The sequence below is a fragment of the Pseudoxanthomonas sp. YR558 genome, from assembly GCF_900116385.1.
Lineage (GTDB): Bacteria > Pseudomonadota > Gammaproteobacteria > Xanthomonadales > Xanthomonadaceae > Pseudoxanthomonas_A.
On the sequence record NZ_FPCI01000001.1, the window covers coordinates 998,153 to 1,021,200 of the forward strand.

Genomic DNA, 23,048 nt, shown 5'->3' on the forward strand with positions numbered 1-23,048 from the left:
TCACGGGGCGCGGCGTCAGCCGGTCAGGCGCTGGAACAGTTCGCGTACCGCCACACCACCACCGCCGATCAGCACGCTGAAGTAGACGATCGTCCCGATGTTCGCCAGATGCCCCAGCAGGATCGCACCACCATCGCGCTGGATGAAACCGATCGCATACAGCAGCAGGGCCAAGGCTGGCAGGGTATTGCTGAACGGGACGAATCCGAAAGGCGCCATCAGCAGCAGAGCCGCGAGGATGAAGGCCAGGTTGTTGAACACCCCCTGCCCCGTCCCGTCAACAAAGAAGCGCAGCCGGTGCGGGCGGCTGATCTTCTCCATGCGGCGCACCCAGACCAGTCCTGCCGTGAGGCCCGGGCGCAAACGATCCGCGGGCAGCGCCTTGTGCTTCACCCGCGCCGGCAACCAAAGCGGCCGATTGAACAGGCGGCTGATGCCGACCAGCAGGATGGCGGCGCCGAACACCGTGCTCACGCCGGGAATCGATACCGGGATCAGGAATACCAGCGTGAGCAGGATCGTAAGCAACAGCAGGCCTTCATCGCTGAAGACGTCCAGCAGCTCGCCCAGGCTCAGGGTGTCCGGTGGCAGGCGCTCGATGATGTCCGCGAGTTGCTGGCCCAGCGACGCAGCCGGATCGACGTTTCCCGTATGTGGTGTGCCGGTCATGCGATCAGTCCAGCGTGCCCGACAGCAGTGGGACGAACACGACCGGTGCCAGCGTGGTCTCTTCGATGCTGCCATCTTCGCGCTTCACCAGCCGCACCAGCGACTGCGAACCACTCCCGCCGACCGGCGCGACCAGTTGCCCGCCCACGGCGAGTTGCTCGATCAGCACCGGCACCAGCGCCGGCGCGGCGGCGGTCACGATGATGCCGTCGTAGGGGCCATGTTCGGCCCAGCCGACGCGTCCATCGTCGTGCTTGCTGCGCACGTTCATGCCCAGCTGACGCAGCCGCTTGCGTGCCTGCCGCAGCAGGTCGCCGATGCGTTCGACGGTGTAGACCTCAAGCCCCAGGATCGCCAGCACCGCCGCCTGGTAACCGGAACCGGTGCCGATCTCGAGCACCTTCTTCGGTGCGTTCTGGAGCAGCACTTCGGTCATGCGCGCCACCACCCACGGCTGTGAGATCGTCTGGCTGTGGCCGATCGGCAACGCGGTGTCTTCATACGCGCGCGTCGCCAGCGCCTCATCCACGAACAGGTGGCGCGGCAGCGTGCGGACCGCATTGAGCACGCGTTCGTCGGTGATCCCGGATTCGCGCAGGCGTTCGACCAGGCGGTCGCGCACGCGCTGCGAGGTCATGCCCATGCCCACCGCTTCGGGTTGCAGGCGCAACCGCGGCGTCATTCAGCTGTCTCCAGGGCGGCCGTCAAACCTCCCACCCAACCGGCGACTTTCTCCAGCGCCTGGTAGCGGGTCAGGTCGACGTGGATCGGCGTGATCGAGATATGGCCCGTGCGGACGGCGTGAAAATCCGTACCCGGACCGGCATCCTGCTCACGCCCTGCCGGACCGATCCAATACACCGTGTGGCCACGCGGATCGGGCTGCGGGACGCAAGGCTCGGACCGGTGGCGGTTGCCCAGCCGCGTGACCTCGAAACCGCGTACGTCGGCCCATGCCAGGTCCGGCACGTTGACGTTGAGGATGGTGTCGGCGGGCAACGGGTCGGACTTCAGGCGCGCCACGATTTCCACGGCAGCGCGCGCGGCGGTCTCGTAGTGCTTCGCGTCGTGGTTCTTGGTCGCCAGCGACATCGCCACCGCCGGCAGGCCCAGGAAGCGCCCTTCCATTGCGGCCGACACGGTGCCGGAATAGATCACGTCATCGCCCAGGTTCGCGGTGTTGTTGATGCCCGACACCACGATGTCCGGCTCGAACTCCAGCATCCCGGTCAATGCCAGGTGCACGCAGTCGGTCGGCGTGCCGGCGATGCTGCAGGTGTAGTGATCGATGCGCTTGAGCCGGATCGGCAGATCGAGCGTCAGCGAGTTGCTGGCACCGGAGCGGTCGCGGTCGGGTGCGACCACGTACACTTCGTGGCCCGCGCTCCGCAGGCCCTCTGCCAGGATTCGGATGCCGGGGGCGTCGACGCCGTCGTCGTTGCTGACCAGTACGCGCATGGGTTTCCTCGGGGACGGCCCCATGATACCGGAACAGCGCCTACGCTTCCCGCTTGTGCAACAACTGGTCGCGATCCAGCGATGCCGCTACGCTGGTGACATGGTCAAGCCCTCGATCCCGGATGACGATGACGCTGCGCTGTTCCGCGACGCGATAGGTGACGTCCGGCGCCTGGAAGACACCCCGCTACCGCCTCGCAAGGCACCGCCGAAGCCCCGCGCCCGCATGGCCGAGCGCGACGAGCTGGACGCGCGCAGCGAGTTCCAGCGCGGCATGGAAACACTCGAACTCCACGCGGCAGGCGATGTGCTCAGCCATCGGCGCGAGGTGGTGCCGCCGCGGGTGTTCCAGCGTCTGCGGCGCGGCCAGTTCTCAGCCCAGGATGAGTTGGATCTGCATGGTGCGACGGCATTGCAGGCCGAGGGACTGTTGAGGCACTTCCTGGCCGACGCCCAGCAGCACGATCATGGTTGCGTGCGCATCATCCACGGCAAGGGGGCACGTTCGGACGCGAGTGCGCCGGTTCTGAAGAACGTTGTCGATCGCATCCTGCGCCAGCGCGCGGACGTGCTGGCCTTCCATTCGGCGCCGCCCGCGCAGGGCGGCACCGGAGCGGTGCTCGTGTTGCTGGCCCGCCACCGATAGCGGCGACGGACACGCGGGCCTCAATTGGTCGAAGCGATCGGCTTTACCACGGTCCGCTTCGGAGGATTGACCCAGAACACGCGCGTACCGCGCTGTTTGGCGACATTGTCGACATAGGTCACGTAGACCTTGTCCACTTCGGTATCACGCTGCATCAACGGCTTGTCGTGCATCGCGCTCTGGGTGCTGGCGCAGCCCGTGGACAGCGCGGCGAGGACCAGTGCACAGCAGAGAAGGCTGAGACGTTTCATGGCGACCTCCAGTCGGTTCGAGTGATCGGACAACCACCAACACCAGAGGACGCGATGCTCAAGAAGTCCCCTAGCTCACCTTCGGCTTATACGCTTGCCGCAATGGGCTTCCAGTCCCGTCAGTGGCTTTCCGACGAACGGTCAGCGAGGCTCCTCTCGACTTCACTCACTTGGCCCAGTTCGTGCAGCACGGCCGTGGCGTAGCTGCCAGGCGGCAGCGCGAACTCGACGTGCAGCGTGGATGCATCTTGCCAATGCCATGCCAAACCCTCGAGCTTGAGGCGCAGCGCGCGACGCTCCTGACGAAGTCCCTCCTGCTCAAGTCCGGCCCGCAGCGCGAGCGCGTCCTCGGCTTGCAACGCCGCGTCCTCGCATGCCCGCGCCGTCGCCTGCGCACGCGATTCGCCCGTGCCCCACAACGGCCCCGTGGGGTGGATGTCGAAATCGGCGAGGCGCTGTGCCAGCAGTTCGCTCCACGGCTCCGGTCCGAACACGCTGCGGCTGCCGGCGAGCATCCATACCTCGCCTTCTAGGCCGCGATTCCAGCTCCCATCTGCCAGCCGGGCGGCGAGCACGCGATTGAACAGTTCCGAGCGCGCGGCGGACAAGAGGATCGATCGCTGGTCACGACGCACGCGGCGGCCGGCGAACATCGTCAACGCAGCGGCGACGTTGCCACCATCGCGACCGAACCGCTGCTCGCCGAACCAGTTGGGCAGCCCGTGGGACCCGATGTCACCGAACCGCGCATCGATCGCATCACGGTCGCCTTCGACGTCGCGTAGCACCAGCACGAAGCGGTTGCCGGCCAGCGCACCCCGCGGCAGCTTCCGCGAATGCCAGGTTGCGTCGATGACCTTGAGATCGTCTGCCGCCAGATCCGCCAGCTCAGGCGCGACCTTGCGCGGAAGGTGCACGCTGAAACGCTGGCGCGTGACGGCGTGACGATCCTTCAGACCGGCATAACCCACGCCCATTTCGGCGATACCTGCCCAAGCGGCAATGCGCTTGGCGGCGAAGGCGGTGTTCATCCCGCGCTTCTCGACCGTCAACAGCAAATGCTCGCCTTCACCCGAGGGTTCGAAGCCTGGGAGCTCCTCGACAAAGAAGTCCTCGGGCGTGCTGCGGAACCGCGCCTTCAGCACGGGCGCGCCGAATGCGCGCGACAGGCCTTCGCTCACGCTTTCACCAACAACACGACGGCTTGCGCCGCAATGCCTTCGCCGCGACCGGTGAAGCCGAGCTTCTCCGTCGTGGTGGCCTTGATGCTGACGGCATCCAGGTCGACACTCAGGTCCTCCGCCACGCAGGCCCGCATCGCATCGGCGTGCGGACCGACTTTGGGGCGCTCGCAGATAACGGTGACGTCGGCATTGCCGACACGCCAGCCGCGTTCGCGCAGCAAGGCGTCGCAATGGCGCACGAAGGCACGGCTGTCGGCGCCTTTCCAGCGATTGTCGGAGGGCGGGAAGTGCTTGCCGATGTCGCCCAGCGCCAGCGCGCCCAGCATGGCGTCGCATAGCGCGTGCAGCACGACATCGCCGTCGCTATGCGCCACTACGCCGCGATCATGCGGCACGCGTACGCCTCCGAGCATGACGTGGTCGCCTCCGCCGAAGGCGTGCACGTCGAAGCCCTGGCCGATGCGGATGTTCAAGGTGTCTTGCATGCCGGTACCGTGTCGGTCAGGCGCGGCGAGCCAGTTCGAATTCGAACCGCTCCAGGTCCGCGCGCGTAGTGATCTTGAAATTGCTTTCCGCGCCTTCCACCAGCAACGGGCGCTGACCCTGCCGCTCCATCGCCATGGCCTCGTCGGTCACTTCGATGCCATCGGCCGTTGCCGCTTCGAGCGCGCGGGTCAGTTGAAGGCGGCGGAAGAGCTGCGGCGTGAAGGCGCGCCACAGACGTTCGCGCGACTCGGTGCCGTCGATGCCGCCGTCGTCGCCTGCCCGCTTGAGGGTGTCGCGCACGGGCGCCGCGAGGATCGCGCCGACGGGATCGTTCCGTCCCCGTTCCAGCAGTTGCGCCAGGTCCTCACGTCCCAGGTTCGGGCGCGCGGCGTCGTGCACCAGGACGAAATCATCCGCGCGCACGCTGGCCGGCAACGCCTGCAAACCTGCCAGGACCGAGGCTGCACGTGTCGCACCACCGGTACACGCAATCAGCGGCCTACCTTCGAATTCCGTCCAGCCCGGCCAGTCCGGATCATTCTCCGACAGCGGCAACACGACGCCATCGATGGCGTCGTGGGCGAACAGGGCCTGCAGCGTCCAGGCAAGCAACGGGCGGTCGCGCACGGTCAGGTACTGCTTGGGCAGTTCGCTCCCGAAGCGGGTACCGCGACCGGCAGCCGGCACCACCGCCCAGACACCCGCCATCAGGGCGCAGCCTCTTCGTCCGCGTCGGGGGCTGCATCGTCGCCAGCGGCAGGCGCGGTGGGCACCGGCTCGACCACGCGATAGAACTTCTCGCCGGGCTTGATCATGCCCAGCTCGCTGCGCGCACGCTCCTCCACCGCTGATTCGCCGGACTTCAGGTCCTCGACCTCGGCGGCCAGCGCGTCGTTGCGCTCCTGCAAGCCCGCGTTTTCCCGCTTCTGCACCTCGACCTGCTGTTCCAATGCGACGACCTGGCCCGAACTGCCGACGCCAAACCAGAACTTGTACTGCAGCCATCCCAGCAGCAGTACCAGCACCAGCAAGAGCCAGGGCGCCTTGCGCATGGATTACTTCTTCAGCGAGACGAAAGCGTTGCGGCCGGCGTAGCGCGCCTTGCTGCCCAGCGCCTCTTCGATGCGCAGCAGCTGGTTGTACTTGGCCACGCGGTCGCTGCGGCACAGCGAGCCGGTCTTGATCTGGGTCGCCGTGGTGGCCACCGCGATATCGGCGATGGTGGTGTCCTCGGTTTCGCCCGAACGATGCGACACGACCGCCGCGTAATTGGCGTGGTGCGCCATCGCGATCGCTTCCAGCGTCTCGCTCAGCGTGCCGATCTGGTTGACCTTGATCAGGATGGCGTTGGCGGTGCCCGACTCGATGCCTTCCTTGAAGATCTTCGGGTTGGTGACGAACAGATCGTCGCCGACCAGCTGCACCTTCTTGCCGATCCGGTCGGTCAGCAGCTTCCAGCCCGCCCAGTCGTCCTCGGCCAGGCCGTCTTCGATGGTGATGATGGGGTACTGCGCGGCCCAGTCGGCCAGGAAGTCGACGAACTGCTCGCTGGTCAGGCGCTTGTTCTCGCCGACCAAGTGGTACTTGCCGTTGTCGAAGAACTCGCTGGAAGCCACGTCCAGGCCCAGCAATACGTCTTCACCGGCGGTGTAACCGGCCTTGCCGATCGCTTCCAGGATCGTGTCCAGCGCTTCCACGTTGCTGCGGAAATCCGGGGCGAAGCCACCTTCATCGCCGACCGCCGTGCTCAGTCCATGGCCCTTCAGCACCGACTTCAGCGAGTGGAAGATCTCGGTACCGGCGCGCAGCGATTCGGCGAACGAGTCGAAACCGACCGGCAGCACCATGAACTCCTGGAAGTCCACGTTGTTGTCGGCGTGCGCACCGCCATTGATGATGTTCATCATCGGCACCGGCAGGGTCACGTCGCCGGTGGCGAGGTACTGCCACAGCGGCTGCTTCTTCGACGCCGCCACGGCATGCGCATTGGCCAGCGAAACGCCGAGCAGCGCATTGGCGCCCAGGCGACCCTTGTTCTCGGTACCGTCCAGGTCGATCAGGCGGCGATCCAGGCCTTCCTGGTCGGCGGCATCGAATCCCTTCAGCGCGGTCGCGATCGTCGTGTTGACGTTCTCCACCGCCTTTCGCACGCCCTTGCCCAGGTACCGGGTCTTGTCGCCATCGCGCAGTTCGACCGCTTCCTTGGTGCCGGTCGAGGCGCCGGACGGCACCATGGCGCGACCGAAGGAGCCGTCTTCCAGCGTGACCTCGGCTTCGAGGGTGGGATTACCGCGGGAATCGAGGATTTCGCGGGCGTGGATCTTGGCGATGGTGGTCATGGAGTTGATTGGACAGTCGAAGGTTGGGGTTTAAGAGCGATCTGAAGTTCCGCCATCAATCGGCGATGTGGCTCGACGTACTCGTAGTACTCCTGCGTCCCCGTTGGAATGCCGTCAACTTCGGGAATGCCGAATCTGGTGCGCTGCAAGTCTACAAAGAAAAGTACCTGCGAGCCGACTTGCAGGAAAGCGCCGCAATTGCTCGTGTTCGTAACGACCACCCCGATCGTCGCCGGACTACCTTTCAGCACTTTATTCAGTCGGTAAGTCGCGACCACCTGGTTGGCCTTGCGATTGCTAGCACTGCGCGGCAGCAACTCTGCCTTGATGACCTGTGCGATGAATATCTGCTCAGAACGCCCAACAGCCCCTTCAACACTCATGTTGTGATTAGGGGACGGCGAACATGCCAAAGCCTGGCCGACTGCCGTCAGCGATGCCAGCCCGATTGCAGAGGCAATCGAGCGGCATTTCAAACCGTGGACTCCAGAAACCCGTTCTTCTTAGTGATCGAATCCAGCGCCAGCAACGTTTCCAGCAGCGCTTCCATCTTGTCCAGCGGCCACGCGTTCGGGCCATCGGACAGGGCCTTGGCGGGATCCGGATGCGTTTCGGCAAACAAGCCGGCCACGCCGACCGCAACGGCCGCACGCGCCAGCACCGGCACGAACTCACGCTGGCCGCCCGAACTGCTGCCCTGCCCGCCCGGCAACTGCACCGAATGCGTCGCATCGAACACCACCGGGCAACCGGTATCGCGCATGACGCTCAGCGAACGCATGTCGCTGACCAGGTTGTTGTAGCCAAAGGACGCGCCGCGCTCGCAGACCATGATGTCCTGGTTGCCCGTGGACTTGGCCTTGTCGACGACCGGCTTCATGTCCCACGGCGAGAGGAACTGGCCCTTCTTAATGTTGACCGGCTTGCCGGCCGAACAGACCTTCCTGATGAAGTCCGTCTGCCGCACCAGGAACGCCGGCGTCTGCAGCACGTCGACGACGGCGGCGACTTCGTCCATCGGCGTGTATTCGTGCACATCGGTGAGGACCGGTACGCCGACCTGCTTCTTCACCGCGTCCAGCACCTTCAGGCCCTCTTCCATGCCCGGGCCGCGGAAGCTGGTGCCGGAGGTACGGTTGGCCTTGTCGAAGCTGGACTTGAAGATGAAGTTCATCCCCAGCTTGCCGGTGATTTCCTTCAGGCGGCCGGCGACGTCGATCTGCAGCTGCATCGACTCGATCACGCACGGGCCGGCGATCAGGAACAGGGGCTGGTCCAGGCCAACATCAAATCCACAGAGCTTCATTCACCACTCCTTCGTTGCAGGCGCCGCGAGCGGCGCCGGTGCAGGACAGTTATGCGCGCGCTTCCTTCAACAGCTTCCCGCCCGCCTTCTTCTCGCGGGCGGCGCGGATGAAGCCGACGAACAGCGGATGGCCGTCGCGCGGCGTGGACAGGAATTCCGGATGCGCCTGGCAGGCCAGGAACCACGGATGCACGGCGCGCGGCAGCTCGACCATTTCCACCAGCAGGTCGTCCATCGACTTGGCGGCGATCACCAGGCCGGCGTCTTCCAACTGGGTGCGGTACCGATTGTTGAACTCGTAGCGGTGGCGATGACGCTCGGCCACCACGTCCTTGCCGTACAGGTCGCGCGCCAGCGTGCCGGGCTTCAGGCGCTGCTCCTGCAGGCCCAGGCGCATCGTGCCGCCCAGGTCGGAGCGCTCGTCGCGCTTCTCGACATCGCCGGCGGCGGTGCGCCATTCGGTGATCAGACCGATGACCGGATGCGGCGACTGCTTGTCGTTCTCGGTGCTGTTGGCGTCGTCCAAGCCGGCCACGTGGCGGGCATAGTCGACGACCGCCGCCTGCATGCCGTAACAGATACCGAAGTAAGGCAGTTTCTGCTCGCGCGCGAAGCGCGAGGTCAGCACCTTGCCTTCGAAACCGCGGTCGCCGAAGCCGCCGGGCACCAGGATGCCGTCCACGCCCTGCAGCAGGGCCATGTCGGTGCCTTCCAGGTCCTGCGCTTCGATCCACTTCAGGTTGACGCGCGTGCGCTGACGCAAACCGCCATGCTTGAGCGCCTCGCCCACGGACTTGTACGCATCCTGGTGGTCGACGTACTTGCCGACGACGGCGATGGTCACTTCGTCCAGCGGATTGAGCGTGGCGTCGACCGCGGCTTCCCACTCGGACAGGTCCGCGGACTTCGCGTTCTCGATGCGGAACTGGCGCAGGACGATTTCGTCCAGCCCTTGGCCGTGCAGGCCCATCGGGATGCGGTACAGCACGTCGACGTCCGGCACGCTGATCACGGCGCGCTCGGGCACGTTGGTGAACAGCGAGATCTTGCGGCGCTCGGAATCGGGGATCGGCTGCTCGGACCGGCACAGCAGCACGTCAGGCTGGATACCGATCGAACGCAGTTCCTTCACCGAGTGCTGGGTGGGCTTGGTCTTCAGCTCGCCGGCGGCGGCGACGTACGGCACCAGCGTCAGGTGCATGAAGAGGGCCTTCTCGGGGCCGCGCTCGGTGCGGATCTGACGGATGGCTTCCAGGAACGGCAGCGACTCGATATCGCCGACGGTACCGCCGATCTCGACCAGCGCGACATCGAAGCCTTCAGTGGCCTCGTCGATGCAGCGGCGGATCTCGTCGGTGATGTGCGGAATGACCTGGACGGTGGCGCCGAGGTAGTCGCCGCGGCGCTCCTTGCGGATCACGTTCTCGTAGATCCGGCCGGTGGTGACCGAATTCTTGCGACTCAGGCGGGTGCGCACGAAGCGCTCGTAGTGGCCCAGGTCCAGGTCGGTTTCGGCGCCGTCGTCGGTGACGTACACCTCACCGTGCTGGAACGGGCTCATGGTGCCCGGGTCGACGTTGATGTAGGGGTCCAACTTCATCATCGTGACCTTCAGGCCACGTGCTTCAAGGATGGACGCAAGCGAAGCGGCGGCGATGCCCTTGCCTAGCGAGGACACAACGCCGCCGGTAACGAAAATCAGGGGAGTCATGGGCGGGGCTCCGGAAAGCCATAGTCTACAGGCAACGCGTGTCGCCCGAAAGCGCGACGCCCCGCCGGAGCGGGGCGCCTTGGATCATCAAGTGGACGCGAAACCCTTGTCTTGCAAGGGTTTCGGAGCGGAAGCCGTCAGGGCTTGCGCTCTTCCTCTTCTTCGCCGGCTTTCTTCTGCTGGCCTTCGGCGGCCTTGCGCTTGGCGGCGGCCTCGTTGGCCGCGCGGCGACGCGCCTTGGCCTCCGGATCGGAAGGGTCACTGGTCTGGGACTGGTCCTGCTTCGGCTTGTCGGCGTCAGCGCCCGCCTTGGACTGGGCGAACGCATGGACGGCGAACAGCGTGCCGGCGACAGCGGCGGAGAGCAGCAACAGGTTGCGCGACTTCATGGCAGAGGCTCCTCGTGGATGGCGGAAATCTGGGGGCGCCGGACGGCAATCCCAAGGGCATCCCTGTCCACGCGCGCAGTTTCAGCCTGTGCGACTGAACATGGCAAAAATCCGGGTCAGGCGGCACACTGCCGCACCCCTCCAGCCCCGACAGAGGAAGTCGAATGCGTTTCCCGCTCCGCCTGCTCGCCGCCCCTTTGGCCGCCTTCGTTCTGGCGTTCCCCGCGACAACGTGGGCGCAACGCGTCCCGCTTCCACCGAAGGATATCCGGCTGGATCAATTGGCACGGGATACCCAGCGCACCGACATCGGCGACGACACTCTGGAGCTGGTATGGCTGATCCCGCAACGATACTGGGAAGCCTCGGCAGCCCAGCAGCCCAGCCTGTCCGACGAGGACCGCAAGCAGTTCCTGGCCCAGCTGGACGGCTACCTCCTGTTCGCCACGGTGCGCGGCAAGGTCGGGATTGCGGGCATCGACCAGTTCGCCAGTGCGGAGGCTGTGCGCGATGGCCTGCGGATCGTCGACGCCGCCGGCACGTCGCATGTACCCCTCGCGCCTGAGCAGGTTCCCGCGCACCTGAAGAATCTGCTGTCGGTGCTGCGCCCGGTGATGGCGAACATGATCGGTCCGATGGGCGACAACATGCATTTCGTCGTGTTCGCCTCGCGCGATGCGAAAGGCAGGCCGGTGTTCGACCCCTTGTCCGAAGGACGTATGCAGGTGATTACCAGCCGGCGCGCGTACCCGTTCCGCACGCCGCTGGGCAGCGTCCTGCCCCCGCGCCTGGACGCTTCCACGGGCGAGAGCTTCCCCGGCGACTATCACTACAATCCCTATACCGGCGGCGCCCTGAAGGACGCTGCCCAGCCTCGCTGAGAACCCGTAGAACCCATGAGCAGCCGCTACAACGCCGCCGATATCGAAGTCCTGTCCGGCCTGGACCCCGTCAAGCGCCGGCCGGGTATGTACACCGACACCGCGCGCCCCAACCATCTGGCGCAGGAAGTCATCGACAACGCTGTGGACGAAGCGTTGGCCGGCCATGCCGGCAGCATCGAGGTCGCCCTCTTCAAGGACGGCAGCTGCGAAGTATCCGACGACGGCCGCGGCATGCCCGTGGACATTCACCCGGAGGAGAAGATCCCCGGCGTCGAACTGATCCTCACCCGCCTGCATGCCGGCGGCAAGTTCAGCAACAAGAACTACACCTTCTCCGGCGGCCTGCACGGCGTGGGCGTGAGCGTAGTGAACGCGCTGTCGACGCTGGTGGAAGTGCACATCAAGCGTGAGGGCAGCGAACACCGCATCACCTTCCGCAACGGCGACCGTGCCTCGCCGCTGGAAGTGGTGGGCAGCGTCGGCAAGAAGAACACCGGCACCCGCGTGCGCTTCTGGGCCGATCCGAAATACTTCGACACGCCGAAGTTCAACGTGCGGGCGCTGCGCCACCTGTTGCGCGCCAAGGCCGTGTTGTGCCCCGGCCTGAACGTTACCTTGTTCGACGAAGCCACCGGCGAGCGCGACACCTGGCATTACGAAGACGGCCTGCGCGATTATCTGAAGGGCGAGATGACCGGCCGCGAGCTGCTGCCTCCGGACATCTTCGTCGGCCAGTTGAAGAAGGATAGCGAGGTTGTGGATTGGGCCGTGGCCTGGGTGCCCGAGGGCGAGCTGGTGCAGGAAAGCTACGTCAACCTGATTCCGACGGCGCAGCATGGCACCCACGTCAACGGCCTGCGCAGCGGCTTCACCGACGCGCTGCGCGAGTTCTGCGACTTCCGCAACCTGTTGCCGCGCGGCGTGAAGCTCGCGCCGGAAGACGTGTGGGACCGCGTGGCGTTCGTGCTGTCGTTGAAGATGACCGATCCGCAATTCAGCGGACAGACCAAGGAGCGCCTGTCGTCGCGCCAGGCCGCCGGTTTCATCGAAGGCGCCGCGCACGATGCTTTCAGCCTGTGGTTGAACCAGCACGTGGACCTGGGCGAGAAGATCGCGCAGATCGCCATCGAGCGCGCCAGCGCGCGCCTCAAAACCGAAAAGCAGGTCGTCCGCAAGAAGGTCACCCAAGGCCCTGCCCTGCCCGGCAAGCTGGCCGACTGCATCAGCCAGGATCTCTCGCGCACGGAACTGTTCCTGGTGGAAGGCGACTCGGCCGGCGGCTCGGCCAAGCAGGCGCGCGACAAGGATTTTCAGGCGATCCTGCCGCTGCGCGGCAAGATCCTGAACACCTGGGAAGTCGCGTCCGGCAGCGTGCTCGCGTCGCAGGAAGTGCATGACTTGGCCGTGGCGATCGGGTGCGACCCCGGCAAGGACGACATCAGCGGGCTGCGCTACGGCAAGGTCGTGATTCTGGCGGACGCGGACTCCGACGGGCTGCACATCGCCACGCTGCTGAGCGCGCTGTTCCTGCGCCACTTCCCCGCCCTGGTCGCGGCCGGCCATGTCTTCGTCGCGATGCCGCCGCTGTTCCGCGTCGACGTGGGCAAGCAGGTGTTCTACGCGCTGGACGAAGAAGAGAAGCGATTGCTGCTGGAAAAGATCGAGCGCGAGAAGATCCGCGGCGCGGTCAACGTCACCCGCTTCAAGGGCCTGGGTGAAATGAACCCCTCGCAGTTGCGCGAGTCCACCATCCATCCGGACACGCGCCGCCTGGTGCAGCTGACCGTGGACGACGACCTGCAGACGCGCGGTCTGATGGACATGCTGCTGGCGAAGAAGCGTTCGGGTGATCGCAAGACGTGGCTTGAGACCAAGGGCGACCTGGCTTCGCTGGAAGCCTGATTCCGGCCCTTCGTTGCATGGGGCCGTTGCGACGGCCTCGTTATCCTGCAGTAAGTGCTATCGCGGGGCGCGGCTGGAGACCAAGGGCGACCTGGCTTCATTGAAAGCCTGACCGGGCCTTTGGAGCGCGCCGTGCCGTTGCGGCGCGCCCTGCCTCCGGTCTTACTGCTGGCGCGCTTTGCAGTGCTTACCAAGCATCGGCGCGGATGTTCGCGACCAGCGTATCCAGCGCTTCGGGAAATGCCGCGACATCCGGCAATCGGATCCGGTAGACGAGACGACCGTCCGCGGCTTCCTCGCGTGTCCATCTCGCTGCTTCGGCGCCCTCGGCTATCTCTACGCGCAGGATCGTGGCCGCTTCTTCCGGCATCTGGTCCGCGGACGCCTCGCTGACGACCGTCATCGCGCGCACCCGCATCCGTTCGCGTAGCGCACGCTGTAGCTGGCCCGCCACGTCGCGCCCCTGGGAGGTGACGAGGACCAGGTGCTGCAGCAACACATCCGGGTTGCGGCGAGCGTCCGGTAACGCCCGATCGAACGCGGCAGCCCATCCGGCCATCAGCGCATCGTCCATGGGCGCGTTGGCGTCCAGGCGCGCATAGACGGCAGGTGCAATGGCGCGTGCGTAAGCATCGATGACGGCATCGTCGTACCAGGGCGCTCTGTCATCGTGGCCCGCCATGCGCCGATAGGCCCATCCATTGCCCACCGCCGTCGCCAGGGCTTCGTTGAGCCAGGCTTCGGCGTAGCGCCGGTTAGGCGACGGCGCATCGCGGAAGGCGGCGCGGATGCGCTCCACCTCAGGGAGCGGCTGGCGACCGAACAGGACATGGGCCACTTCGTGCACCACGACGCTCGCGTAGCCCGTGTAGTCGCGGCTGTCCACCGGCATGAAGCTGCGCACCACGTACCCATTCACCGTCGCGCTGAACGAACCTCCCCCCGCCGGAACGGGCGACAGGCCGATGGTCCAAGGCACGTCGGCGGCACCCGGCAAACCGTAGAACCTCGCGGCCGCGGCAAGCAACGTGTCCACCCTGTGCTCCTGCAGATGGCCGCGCATGCCATCCGCCATCGCGGACGCCTGGCCTCCCAGGCCACCTTCCACCTTTTCGACATACCAGGGTTCTACGGCTGCCAGCGCGTCCAGGACGATCTTCTGCTCTTCCGGCCCATAGTCGCCAGCGATGCGCTGCTGAAACGTCTTGAGGTCGGGGGAGAGAACGGCTTCATCCTGGAGCCTCCACCAGGGCGACGACCACCGGCCGTAACCGCGCGGCCGCTCTTCCGATGAGCGAAAGTCCCTCCACCTGTCCATCCCGCAGAAGCGGTGCAGGCGATCCGCATCGGCGGCGCTCGGCGGCGCCATGTCTGCAAGCACCTTCTGCAGGGCAGGCGATCCCTCGTCGCCTCCGCAGTAGGACAGCGCCAGATCGAGCAGGCCTTGCAGCCTGTTGATCCGGACATCCAATGAGGCCTGCGCTACCGAAGGGCCCGCGGCGAGCATCAGCGAAAGGAATACCAGCACAACAGCGCAACGGATCATCGAACGCCCGATCGGAGTGAATGACGTACAGGAGATGCAGGGATCGTGCAAAGGGTCGCAGCGCCGTTGAACATCACGTTCACTGTGCCGGTGCGATAACCCCGGCATGGCATCGACATCCGGACCCGACCTTCACGCCTATACATTCGGTCTCGAGGAAGAATATTTCCTCGTACGCCGCAATGGTCGCCGGCTGCGGCACATGCCACGGCGGTTCTTCACCGAATGCCGCGCAACATTGGGCGAGCGTTTCGGCAGCGAGATGCTGCAGACCCAGGTCGAGGTCCAGACCGGCGTGCACGACGACACGGATGCCGCCGAAGCCGACCTGCGCTCGCTGCGCCGCAGCGTAGGCGATATCGCGCACCGACACGGACTCGGCATCCTCTCGGCGGGCACCCACCCTTCGGCACAATGGCGCGGGCAACGCAGCACGGACAAACCCCACTACGACAAGGTGATGGGCGAACTGCAGATGCTCGGCCAACGCAACCTGCTGTGCGGCCTGCACGTGCACGTGCAACCGGCCGATCCCGCGGATCGCGTCGCGCTGATGGCACGCATGCAGCCTTTCCTGCCGCTGCTGCTCGCCCTCAGCACCTCGTCGCCCTTCTGGATGGGCCACGCCACCGGCTTGATGGGTTATCGGCAGACGGCTTACCAGGAGATCCCGCGCACGGGATTGCCGCCGCTGTTCCGCGACCAGGCCGAATACGATCACTATGTCCAGCGCATGACCGATGGTCGCGCTATCCAGGATGCAAGCTTCCTCTGGTGGGCGCTGCGACCGTCGCTCGCCTTCCCCACCCTGGAACTGCGTGTCACCGACGCCTGCACCGATCTGTGCGATGCGTTGGCCATCGCGCAGCTCTATCGCTGCCTGGTACGGCATCTCGATCGCAGGCCAGAACTGTACGCAGACCTGCATACCGGCGACCAGGCGATCGTCGCGGAGAATCTGTGGCGCGCGCAGCGTTACGGATTCGATGCCGGCCTGATCGACCTGGGCAGCCGCCGCCTCGTGTCGGTGCGCGAGATGCTGGAGAACACCCTGGGAGCACTGGACGGAGACATCCGCGCACTGGGCTGCATGCGCCAGGTCGAACGCGTCTGGCAGATCCTCGAGGACGGCACCAGCGCACACGGGCAACTGCAGCGCTACCGAGAGCGACGCGACGCAGGCGACAGCCACGCGGAAGCGCTGTCCCACGTGGTGCAATGGCTGGCGGACGCCAGTGCCATCGCCTAGGCGCGCTTGATCAGCGGGCGACCGTCTTCTGCTGGGATACGACGAACACGCCTGCCATCACCAGCACGGTGCCGGCGACCTGCCACGGCCCCATGGGTTCGCCCAACAGCAACAGGCTCAGGATGATGGTCGAGACCGGCCCGATCATCCCCACCTGCGCGGCCAGCGCAGACCCGATGCGCGCAACCGCCATCATCACCGCCAACACCGGCAGCACGGTACACAAGGTGCCGTTCACCAGCGAAAGCGCGTAGACCTCCCACGGTAGCGCCAGCGCTTCCATCGGCCGTAGTACGACGAACTGCAGCAGGCACAGTACGCTCGCCACGCTGCTCGCATAAGCCGTCAGGCGCACCGCACCCACGCGCTGCACCAGTTCGCCGCTGCCCACCAGATAAAGCGCATACGCTAGCGCGCTGCCGAACACCAGCACGCTACCCAGCGCGATGTTGGCGCCGCCCACCTGCAGGTCATGGCCGAAAGCGAGCGCCACGCCGAGGTAACTCACGAGCAGCGCGACGGCCTGGCGCCGCGAGATGCGCCGGCCGAACGCCAGCCAGCCGATCAGCGCTACCAGGGTCGGGGTGAGGTAGAGGATCAGCCGTTCCAGCGTGGCGGTGATGTACGCCAACCCGGCAAAATCCAGGAAGCTGGCGAGGTAGTAGCCGAGGAATCCGAGCAGCAGGATCCGCCCGCGATCTGCCGGACTCAGCGGTGAACTACGTCGTGCAGCCCACGCGCCCATCGCGAGGAAGAACGGGAATGCCACCAGCATCCGCAGCGCCAGCAGCGTGACCGCATCGGTGCCGTAGCGATAGCCGAGCTTGACGATGATGGCCTTGCCCGAGAACGCGATGGCGCCCATCGCCGCGAGCATCAGCCCGGAACGGCTCACGGCATGCAAGGCCGGATGCGCCGGTGGCGCATCGACCGCCTCGGCCGGCGCCACGTCCAGCGGCTGCGCCAGCTCGTCCTCCGCGCCGGGACGGGTCATCGGCGCGCGATCATGCCAGCGTGCATTCCAGCAGCCGCCGGATCAGCGACTGGGTGCGACCGGCGCGTTCGGGCAGGTAGGCGAAGCTGTCCTCGTCCATGTAGTTCAGCTGCGCCAGTTCCAGTTGGACGGCTTGCACCTGCTGCGCCGGATCGGCGTAATGCCGGGTGATGTAGCCACCGCGGAACCGGCCGTTGACCACGAAGCTGTAGTCCGACTGCGACGCTAGGATGCCTTCGAGCGCCTGCTGCAAGGCGGGTGAACAGCTCGCCCCCGCCGCCGTGCCGAGGTTGAAATCCGGCAGCCGTCCTTCGAACAGGAACGGCACTTCGCTGCGGATGGAGTGGCCTTCCCACAACACCACGCGACCATGCGCCTCGCGGATGCGGGCGAGTTCCTGCTGCAACGCCTGGTGGTAGGGCCGCCAGTAGGTGTCGACGCGCGCGGCGATGTCGTCCGGCGTGGGCGCCTGGTCCGGCAGGTACACGGGGTCGCCGCTGAAGCGCACGAGGGGACACAAACCGGTGGTGTTCTGCCCGGGATACAGCGAGACATCGTCTTCCGGGCGGTTGAGGTCGACCACGTAGCGCGAGTACGCCGGCACGATGATCGATGCGCCCAACGAGCGCGCAAAGTCGTACAGCTCGGCGACATGCCAGTCGGTGTCCGGCACGCGTCGCGCTTCCGGTGTCAGGCGTGCGGCGATGTCATCGGGAACGCGCGTCCCGTTGTGCGGCAGGCTGATGAACAGCGGCGCAGTGCCCTGGTGCAGCATGTAGGTGTCCATGGCGCCATTGTATCGCCGCGCCCCACGCCGTGGATTCAGCGCATCAGCACCACTTCCTCGGCGCTGGTGGGATGGATGGCCACCGTGTCGTGCAGGTCCGCGAGGGTGATGCCTTTCTTGAGCGCGACGGCGAACCCCTGCAGCATTTCGTCGGCGCCTTCACCCAACAGATGGATGCCGACCACGCGCTGCTCCTCACCCACGCAGACCAGCTTGAACAGGCTGCGCTGCGGCGAATCGGCCAGCGCGTGCAGCATGGGTCGGAAACGCGTGGTGTAGGTCTTCACGCTGTCTCCGTGCGCAGCGCGGGCCTCATCCTCGGTCTGTCCTACCTTGCCTGCGGGCGGGTGCGAAAAGACGACGGTCGCGATGTCGCGGTAATCCAGCCGGGCATCGGACTGTCCATCGAACACCCGGTCCATAAGCCGTCGCGCGGCCGCGATAGCCACCGGCGTCAGCGCCGCCTGGCCGGTCACGTCGCCCACCGCATGGATGCCAGTTATGTTCGTGTCCTGCCATGCGTCCACCGGCACGAAACCCCGCGCATCGGTCTTCACGCCCGCGGCCTCCAGCCCCATGTCGCCGGTATTCGGACGGCGGCCGGTGGCGAAGATCAACCCGTCGAAGCGCTCGCTGCGCGTGCCGTCTTCCGCCAGCACGATCACGCCGCCGTCGCGCGCTTCCTCCAGCGCCGCCACCGCATAACCGAAGTGCAGACGCACCCCATGCTGGCGCATGTCATCGGCCAGTTCCGCGGTGATCTGCGCGTCGAAGCCGTCGAGCAGCTTCTGGCTCCGCACGAACAGCTCCACCTGGCTACCCAGTGCCTGCAACACGCCAGCCAGTTCGACCGCGACGTAACCCCCGCCAACGATGGCCACGCGCTGCGGTGCGGCGCACAGGTTGAAGAAGTCGTCCGACACCTGCCCCAGCGCCGCGCCCGGAATGTCCGGTCGCGAGGGCCGACCACCGGTAGCGATCAACAGGTGCCCCGCGCGCAACGGCACGCCGTCCGCGTTCACCACGGTGTGCGCGTCGAGCAATCGTCCGTGGCAGGGCATCAGCACCACGCCGCTTTCATCCAGCCGCTTGCGGTAGCTGGCATGGATGCCGGCGATGTAGCGCTGGCGATGGACGATGAATTCCTTCCAGTCGAGCACCGGCGGCGGCACGTCGAAGCCGAGCGACGATGCCAGCGCGATCTTCTGGGCCATGTCGGCCGCCAGCCACATCGCCTTCTTCGGTACGCAGCCGACGTTGACGCAGGTGCCCCCCAGCTCCTTCGGTTCCAGCAAGGCGACCCGCGCACCGTGCGAGGCCGCGCGGAACGCGCCGGCGAGTCCGCCGGAGCCGCCGCCGATCACGACAAGATCGAATTCCTGTGGCGTCATGCGAATCGCTCCGGTCGGTAGGGAGTGGGATCGAAGGCCGGTGTACGGCCGGTGATCATGTCGGCCATCAACTGGCCGGTGGCCGAGCTCATGCTGATGCCCAGCATGCCGTGGCCCGCGGCGATCCAGACACCGCGCTGGCCGGGCGCGCGGCCAAGCAATGGCAGATCGTCCCAGGTCATCGGACGCCAGCCGCACCAGCGCTCACGGACGTCCGGCCCAACGGGCTCGCGGAGGAACTCGCGCGCGCCCCGCTCCAGCGCGGCGAGGCGGGTCGGGTTAAGACGGTCGTCGTGGCCGGAGAATTCCATCGTGCTGCCGAGCCGGAAACCGCTCTCCCACACGGTGACGCACACCGAGCGATCCTTCAGCACCATCGGATGGCGCGGCACCCGCGTGGGTCGCGAGTAGGTGATCGAGTAGCCCTTGCCGGGCTGGATGGGCGCGCGAATACCGAGCCGGCGCGCGAACGCGGGCGTCCAGGCGCCCAGCGCGATCACCGCTTCGCGCCCTTCCCGCGGCTTCTGGTCCGTCGTTACCCGAACACCTTCGCCAAACTGTTCGAGACGCTCCACGCGACAGTACTCGTCGATGACGCCGCCACGGGCACGCACCACGCGCGCGAGTTCGGCCACGTAGCGGTCCGGGCGCAGGCGGGCATCGCCCGGGAACCGGATGGCGCCCGCCACGCCCGGCAACATCGCGGGCTCCTCGCGCTCGTAGTCGTGCCCACCGAACACCTGCGTGGCAATACCGAATTCCTTCAGCACCACGCTTTCGTCCACGTATTGCTGGAACTTGCGCGGGTCGCGGAAGACGTAATCCAGACCTTCTTCCTCGAACTCGCACTGCAAGCCGTAGCGACCGACCCAATCGGCCAATCGCGTACGCGCATCATCGAGCAATGCCGCGCGTGCTTGTGTGCTCTCCCGCCAGTCGCGCGTGTTGCAGCGCATGGCGAAGCGCAACAACCAGTGCCACAACGCCGGATCGAAACGGGGCTTGAGATAGAGCGGCGCATCGGGCGTGAACATCCAGCGCAACGCCTGCGCCACCACGCCAGGCGCCGCGAGCGGCGGCGCATGGCTGGGCGTGATCGTGCCGCAGTTGCCGTGCGAAGCGCCTCCGCCTGCGGGGCCCGCATCGATGACGCGCACGCTGCGGCCAGCTTCCAGCAACGCCAGGGCAGTCGCCAGGCCGATGGCACCGCCACCGATGATGAGGACGTCGTCGCGGGAGGAATTCACCACGACAGTGTAGTCGCAATCACGCAGTGCGAAGGCGCAGCGGCTGCCACTTGGCGTAGGTCAGCGAGCGCCATGCCCATTCCATCGGTCCGAACCGGAAGCGCGACAGCCAGGCATGGCTGAGCAGCACCTGCACACTGAAGAAGATCAGGGCGAACAGCGGGTGCCAGGCGCGCGGCAACTGTTCGAAGTAGCCCAGCCCATAGCCGTAGAAGATCCACGTGCACACCAGCGACTGCATCAGGTAGTTGGTAAGGGCCATCCGGCCCGCTGGCGCCAGCACTGTGAGAGAGCGCTCGCCCATCGGGCTCTGCAATGCTCTCAGGATCCACGCCAGGTAACCCAGGCACATCAGCAGGTTGGCCGCCATCTGCAGCGCGAAGGCCGTGGATACGCGCAGGTTGAAGGTCGTCGGATCCATCGTCGGCGACAGCGCCACCGAGCCGAGCATGGCCAGCAACCCGAGCGGCAACGCCACCCAGCGCAGCCCGGCGTAGAGACGCGGAAACTCGAGCGGACGCGCAATAGCGCCGCTGCGCACGAACCACGCGCCCAGCAGGAACAAGCCGAAGGCGATGAACCCGAACATGGTGATGTTGCTCAGCGCCATGCCGGTGCTCTTGAAGCGCTGCCATGTCGCATCGACGTAGCTGCCACTGGCGTAAGCAGCCCGCTCGCTATCGACGAGCGCCTGCATCTGCGCACCGATCTCGCCCATCGCCTTGTCCCAGCCCTCGGTGCCGCCGAGCAGCGAACCCATTGCGCCCATCAGGTACATGAAGCCGATCGGCATGACGTAGGCGCCAAGCCCGAACCACACGTACCAGCGGTACGGCAACGGCCGGAATGCCAGAAGCAGGAACGAACACAGGGCGTACATCATCAGGATGTCGCCCGCCCAGATGAAGATCGCGTGCACCAGGCCGATCGCCAGCAGGACAAGTCCGCGGCGCCAGTAGATACCGGCGAACGGGCGGCCTGCCTGCTCGGCGCGCTGCGACATCACCGCGAACCCCATGCCGAACAACAGCGAGAACAACGTGTAGAACTTGCCCTGCACAAGTACGTAGATCAGCAGGTCGACGATGCGGTCCGCTCCGGTCAGCGCCGGATCCACGCCGCTCGCCGAGGCCATCACCGGGCCCACGAAGCCTTCGAGATTCATCAACAGGATGCCCAGCAGCGCGAAGCCGCGCAGCACGTCCATCGCCTCGATGCGCTCCGCCATCCCCACCGGTGCCAGGTTTTCCGTGATCGTCGCCGTCATTCCCTTCCCCCTGGATCGAAGCCTCGATTAGAACATGCCCGCCACACCGTCCTGTGCGCCAAAAAAAACGGCCCGCGTGCGCAGGCCGTTCGATGGACGCATCGGGCGCGACTCAGTGGTGGTGGCCACCGTCGCCGTGCACGTGACCGTGCTCGAGTTCCTCGGCACTGGCTTCACGCACTTCGACGATCTCCACGTCGAAGTGCAGGTCCTTGCCCGCCATCGGGTGGTTGAGGTCCACGTCGACCACGCTCATGCCCACCTTCTCGATGGTGACGGCGCGCGGGCCGAAGTTGGTCTGCAGCACGACCTGCTGGCCGGGGATCAGGCGCTGGTTGCCGAAGTGCTTCTTGGGCACGCGCTGGGTCAGGCCGTCGCGACGCTCGCCATAGGCATCGGCCGCGGCGACATCGACGCCGAAGCTCTCGCCGGCTTCACGGTCCTGCATCGCGTTCTCGAGGCCCGGGATGATGTTGCCATGGCCGATCAGGATCGCCAGCGGCTCGCGGTCCTTCGAGGTTTCGATCGGCTCCTGGCCGGCTTCGGACACGGTGTAGTGGAAACGGACGACGCTGTCTTTTGCGATTTTCATGCGGGACTCTGGGCGGGGCCTGCCTGCCGGCCGGCAGGACAGGAGCGGCTTGTCGGCCGCGAGGGAATGCGGCGAAGATGCGCCGCAATGAAGGCCCGACATTATCCCGGCTTGCCCCTGCCCGCGCCACTTCAGCGCTGGGCCGCGCTGTCCCTCTGCGCCGTCGTGTTGGGCCTGGCCGGCTGTGGCGGTTCCAAACCCCAGGCCAGGAAATCCTCGCCCCCGCCCGCGCAGCGCGCGTGGCCCGTGGTGGAGGCCGACGATCCGGCCGCCGCGACGGCAGTGCTGATGCGGGCTATCGGCCTCGTAGGCACGCCTTACCGGTACGGCGGCAACACCCCGGAGTCCGGCTTCGACTGCAGTGGCCTGGTCACTTATGTATTCCGGGACATGCTGGATGTCCGCCTGCCCCGGACCTCGCGCGAGCTGGCGGGCGTGCAGGGCCCGAAGATCGAGCCCCTCCGGTTGGCGCCGGCCGATCTGGTGTTCTTCGGCAGCCGGGGGAATGTCACCCACGTGGGCATTTACGTGGGTGAGGGGCGCTTCGTCCACGCGCCGAGCACCGGGGGTACGGTCCGGCTGGACCATCTGGACGGTCCCTACTGGCGGGACCATTACACCGGCGCGAAACGCGTCCTTCGTTAGGAATCGGTCAACTCTGTGACAGCGGACGTTCACTCTTAACGAATAAATAACGATTTCTGAACCAAATCGGTCCGATCAGCCGGCATTATCGTGATCATCCTGTGA

Annotated in this window: 25 protein-coding genes; 5 read left to right on the forward strand and 20 right to left on the reverse strand. The window is 66.2% G+C overall.

Annotated features, from left to right (window positions below; all coding sequences use genetic code 11):
- Positions 1-15 precede the first annotated feature (15 nt).
- From BM365_RS04770 to surE, 3 genes are read right to left on the reverse strand one after another with little or no spacing between them, the layout of a single operon-like run.
- Positions 16-669 carry an exopolysaccharide biosynthesis protein gene (locus BM365_RS04770; RefSeq protein WP_093487053.1) on the reverse strand — a complete coding sequence of 218 codons (654 nt, stop codon included), beginning with the start codon at positions 667-669 and terminating at the stop codon, positions 16-18.
- Positions 670-673: 4 nt separating this feature from the next.
- Entirely contained in the window at positions 674-1,351 is a 678-nt protein-coding gene (locus BM365_RS04775) for a protein-L-isoaspartate(D-aspartate) O-methyltransferase (RefSeq protein WP_093487055.1), read from the reverse strand.
- A complete protein-coding gene (surE, locus tag BM365_RS04780; protein WP_093487057.1) occupies positions 1,348-2,127 on the reverse strand; it encodes a 5'/3'-nucleotidase SurE in 780 nt (259 codons plus the stop codon). Before surE ends, BM365_RS04775 begins: the two co-directional genes overlap by 4 nt.
- 100 nt (positions 2,128-2,227) lie before the next feature.
- On the opposite strand from surE, the gene BM365_RS04785 reads away from it, so the two are divergent.
- Positions 2,228-2,773: a Smr/MutS family protein gene (locus BM365_RS04785; protein WP_093487059.1), complete on the forward strand. Its 546-nt coding sequence runs from the start codon at positions 2,228-2,230 to the stop codon at positions 2,771-2,773.
- A gap of 20 nt (positions 2,774-2,793) precedes the next feature.
- Here BM365_RS04785 and BM365_RS04790 read toward each other — a convergent pair whose 3' ends face one another.
- The 10 genes from BM365_RS04790 to BM365_RS04835 all read right to left on the reverse strand — a co-directional run bounded on the left by BM365_RS04790 (position 2,794) and on the right by BM365_RS04835 (position 10,439).
- Complete coding sequence (locus tag BM365_RS04790) at positions 2,794-3,024, reverse strand: hypothetical protein (RefSeq protein ID WP_139227322.1); 231 nt, start codon at positions 3,022-3,024, stop codon at positions 2,794-2,796.
- A 119-nt stretch (positions 3,025-3,143) separates the two neighbouring features.
- On the reverse strand, positions 3,144-4,205 hold the full coding sequence (gene truD, locus BM365_RS04795) for a tRNA pseudouridine(13) synthase TruD (RefSeq protein ID WP_093487064.1): 1,062 nt from the start codon (positions 4,203-4,205) through the stop codon (positions 3,144-3,146).
- Complete coding sequence (gene ispF / locus BM365_RS04800; RefSeq protein ID WP_093487066.1) at positions 4,202-4,693, reverse strand: 2-C-methyl-D-erythritol 2,4-cyclodiphosphate synthase; 492 nt, start codon at positions 4,691-4,693, stop codon at positions 4,202-4,204. The genes truD and ispF overlap by 4 nt, the downstream gene beginning before the upstream one ends.
- A 16-nt stretch (positions 4,694-4,709) precedes the next feature.
- Complete coding sequence (gene ispD / locus BM365_RS04805; protein WP_175502077.1) at positions 4,710-5,405, reverse strand: 2-C-methyl-D-erythritol 4-phosphate cytidylyltransferase; 696 nt, start codon at positions 5,403-5,405, stop codon at positions 4,710-4,712.
- Positions 5,402-5,746: a cell division protein FtsB gene (gene ftsB / locus BM365_RS04810; protein WP_093487070.1), complete on the reverse strand. Its 345-nt coding sequence runs from the start codon at positions 5,744-5,746 to the stop codon at positions 5,402-5,404. The genes ispD and ftsB overlap by 4 nt, the downstream gene beginning before the upstream one ends.
- Before the next feature lie 3 nt (positions 5,747-5,749).
- Positions 5,750-7,033: a phosphopyruvate hydratase gene (gene eno, locus BM365_RS04815; RefSeq protein WP_093487072.1), complete on the reverse strand. Its 1,284-nt coding sequence runs from the start codon at positions 7,031-7,033 to the stop codon at positions 5,750-5,752.
- A complete protein-coding gene (locus tag BM365_RS04820; RefSeq protein ID WP_093487074.1) occupies positions 7,030-7,416 on the reverse strand; it encodes a hypothetical protein in 387 nt (128 codons plus the stop codon). The genes eno and BM365_RS04820 overlap by 4 nt, the downstream gene beginning before the upstream one ends.
- Before the next feature lie 89 nt (positions 7,417-7,505).
- Positions 7,506-8,339: a 3-deoxy-8-phosphooctulonate synthase gene (gene kdsA, locus BM365_RS04825; protein WP_093487076.1), complete on the reverse strand. Its 834-nt coding sequence runs from the start codon at positions 8,337-8,339 to the stop codon at positions 7,506-7,508.
- A gap of 49 nt (positions 8,340-8,388) precedes the next feature.
- Positions 8,389-10,050 (reverse strand): CTP synthase, encoded by a 1,662-nt coding sequence (locus BM365_RS04830; protein WP_093487078.1) that lies wholly within the window; start codon positions 10,048-10,050, stop codon positions 8,389-8,391.
- Positions 10,051-10,187: 137 nt separating this feature from the next.
- Entirely contained in the window at positions 10,188-10,439 is a 252-nt protein-coding gene (locus BM365_RS04835) for a hypothetical protein (RefSeq protein ID WP_093487080.1), read from the reverse strand.
- Positions 10,440-10,603: 164 nt separating this feature from the next.
- On the opposite strand from BM365_RS04835, the gene BM365_RS04840 reads away from it, so the two are divergent.
- Positions 10,604-11,320 (forward strand): hypothetical protein, encoded by a 717-nt coding sequence (locus tag BM365_RS04840; RefSeq protein WP_139227324.1) that lies wholly within the window; start codon positions 10,604-10,606, stop codon positions 11,318-11,320.
- Between the two features lie 15 nt (positions 11,321-11,335).
- Positions 11,336-13,225, forward strand: a complete 1,890-nt coding sequence (parE, locus tag BM365_RS04845) for a DNA topoisomerase IV subunit B (protein ID WP_093487084.1) — start codon at positions 11,336-11,338, stop codon at positions 13,223-13,225.
- 187 nt (positions 13,226-13,412) lie between these two features.
- Here the strand turns inward: parE and BM365_RS04850 are convergent, their stop codons facing one another.
- Entirely contained in the window at positions 13,413-14,771 is a 1,359-nt protein-coding gene (locus BM365_RS04850) for a hypothetical protein (RefSeq protein ID WP_139227326.1), read from the reverse strand.
- A 106-nt stretch (positions 14,772-14,877) separates the two neighbouring features.
- Here BM365_RS04850 and BM365_RS04855 point away from each other — a divergent pair, with 106 nt between their 5' ends.
- Entirely contained in the window at positions 14,878-16,020 is a 1,143-nt protein-coding gene (locus tag BM365_RS04855; protein ID WP_093487088.1) for a carboxylate-amine ligase, read from the forward strand.
- 10 nt (positions 16,021-16,030) lie between these two features.
- Here BM365_RS04855 and BM365_RS04860 read toward each other — a convergent pair whose 3' ends face one another.
- From BM365_RS04860 to BM365_RS04885, 6 genes are all read right to left on the reverse strand, one after another.
- Entirely contained in the window at positions 16,031-16,897 is an 867-nt protein-coding gene (locus BM365_RS04860) for a DMT family transporter (RefSeq protein ID WP_233210853.1), read from the reverse strand.
- A gap of 127 nt (positions 16,898-17,024) precedes the next feature.
- Positions 17,025-17,801, reverse strand: a complete 777-nt coding sequence (hutG, locus tag BM365_RS04865; protein ID WP_093487092.1) for an N-formylglutamate deformylase — start codon at positions 17,799-17,801, stop codon at positions 17,025-17,027.
- 35 nt (positions 17,802-17,836) lie between these two features.
- The gene (gorA, locus tag BM365_RS04870; protein WP_093487094.1) at positions 17,837-19,192 is read right to left on the reverse strand and encodes a glutathione-disulfide reductase; all 1,356 of its coding nucleotides are present in this window, start codon (positions 19,190-19,192) and stop codon (positions 17,837-17,839) included.
- Entirely contained in the window at positions 19,189-20,439 is a 1,251-nt protein-coding gene (locus tag BM365_RS04875) for an NAD(P)/FAD-dependent oxidoreductase (RefSeq protein WP_093489499.1), read from the reverse strand. The genes gorA and BM365_RS04875 overlap by 4 nt, the downstream gene beginning before the upstream one ends.
- A 19-nt stretch (positions 20,440-20,458) precedes the next feature.
- Positions 20,459-21,706, reverse strand: coding sequence for a DUF418 domain-containing protein (locus BM365_RS04880; RefSeq protein ID WP_093487096.1), 1,248 nt, complete (start codon positions 21,704-21,706; stop codon positions 20,459-20,461).
- A gap of 112 nt (positions 21,707-21,818) precedes the next feature.
- A complete protein-coding gene (locus tag BM365_RS04885) occupies positions 21,819-22,298 on the reverse strand; it encodes an FKBP-type peptidyl-prolyl cis-trans isomerase (protein WP_093487098.1) in 480 nt (159 codons plus the stop codon).
- 87 nt (positions 22,299-22,385) lie between these two features.
- On the opposite strand from BM365_RS04885, the gene BM365_RS04890 reads away from it, so the two are divergent.
- The gene (locus BM365_RS04890; RefSeq protein WP_093487100.1) at positions 22,386-22,943 is read left to right on the forward strand and encodes a C40 family peptidase; all 558 of its coding nucleotides are present in this window, start codon (positions 22,386-22,388) and stop codon (positions 22,941-22,943) included.
- Positions 22,944-23,048 lie beyond the last annotated feature (105 nt).

Bases quoted from the DNA above. Each gene is read 5' to 3' on its own strand.
- gorA (WP_093487094.1), bottom strand. From the start codon at position 19,192: ATGACGCCACAGGAATTCGATCTTGTCGTGATCGGCGGCGGCTCCGGC.
- BM365_RS04790 (WP_139227322.1), bottom strand. From the start codon at position 3,024: ATGAAACGTCTCAGCCTTCTCTGCTGTGCACTGGTCCTCGCCGCGCTG.
- BM365_RS04840 (WP_139227324.1), top strand. From the start codon at position 10,604: ATGCGTTTCCCGCTCCGCCTGCTCGCCGCCCCTTTGGCCGCCTTCGTT.
- ftsB (WP_093487070.1), bottom strand. From the start codon at position 5,746: ATGCGCAAGGCGCCCTGGCTCTTGCTGGTGCTGGTACTGCTGCTGGGA.
- BM365_RS04775 (WP_093487055.1), bottom strand. From the start codon at position 1,351: ATGACGCCGCGGTTGCGCCTGCAACCCGAAGCGGTGGGCATGGGCATG.
- BM365_RS04880 (WP_093487096.1), bottom strand. From the start codon at position 21,706: ATGACGGCGACGATCACGGAAAACCTGGCACCGGTGGGGATGGCGGAG.
- hutG (WP_093487092.1), bottom strand. From the start codon at position 17,801: ATGGACACCTACATGCTGCACCAGGGCACTGCGCCGCTGTTCATCAGC.
- BM365_RS04855 (WP_093487088.1), top strand. From the start codon at position 14,878: ATGGCATCGACATCCGGACCCGACCTTCACGCCTATACATTCGGTCTC.
- BM365_RS04885 (WP_093487098.1), bottom strand. From the start codon at position 22,298: ATGAAAATCGCAAAAGACAGCGTCGTCCGTTTCCACTACACCGTGTCC.
- BM365_RS04770 (WP_093487053.1), bottom strand. From the start codon at position 669: ATGACCGGCACACCACATACGGGAAACGTCGATCCGGCTGCGTCGCTG.
- BM365_RS04835 (WP_093487080.1), bottom strand. From the start codon at position 10,439: ATGAAGTCGCGCAACCTGTTGCTGCTCTCCGCCGCTGTCGCCGGCACG.
- eno (WP_093487072.1), bottom strand. From the start codon at position 7,033: ATGACCACCATCGCCAAGATCCACGCCCGCGAAATCCTCGATTCCCGC.
- parE (WP_093487084.1), top strand. From the start codon at position 11,336: ATGAGCAGCCGCTACAACGCCGCCGATATCGAAGTCCTGTCCGGCCTG.
- BM365_RS04890 (WP_093487100.1), top strand. From the start codon at position 22,386: ATGAAGGCCCGACATTATCCCGGCTTGCCCCTGCCCGCGCCACTTCAG.
- ispF (WP_093487066.1), bottom strand. From the start codon at position 4,693: ATGCAAGACACCTTGAACATCCGCATCGGCCAGGGCTTCGACGTGCAC.
- BM365_RS04830 (WP_093487078.1), bottom strand. From the start codon at position 10,050: ATGACTCCCCTGATTTTCGTTACCGGCGGCGTTGTGTCCTCGCTAGGC.
- BM365_RS04820 (WP_093487074.1), bottom strand. From the start codon at position 7,416: ATGAGTGTTGAAGGGGCTGTTGGGCGTTCTGAGCAGATATTCATCGCA.
- surE (WP_093487057.1), bottom strand. From the start codon at position 2,127: ATGCGCGTACTGGTCAGCAACGACGACGGCGTCGACGCCCCCGGCATC.
- BM365_RS04785 (WP_093487059.1), top strand. From the start codon at position 2,228: ATGGTCAAGCCCTCGATCCCGGATGACGATGACGCTGCGCTGTTCCGC.
- BM365_RS04860 (WP_233210853.1), bottom strand. From the start codon at position 16,897: ATGCTCGCGGCGATGGGCGCCATCGCGTTCTCGGGCAAGGCCATCATC.
- BM365_RS04850 (WP_139227326.1), bottom strand. From the start codon at position 14,771: ATGATCCGTTGCGCTGTTGTGCTGGTATTCCTTTCGCTGATGCTCGCC.
- kdsA (WP_093487076.1), bottom strand. From the start codon at position 8,339: ATGAAGCTCTGTGGATTTGATGTTGGCCTGGACCAGCCCCTGTTCCTG.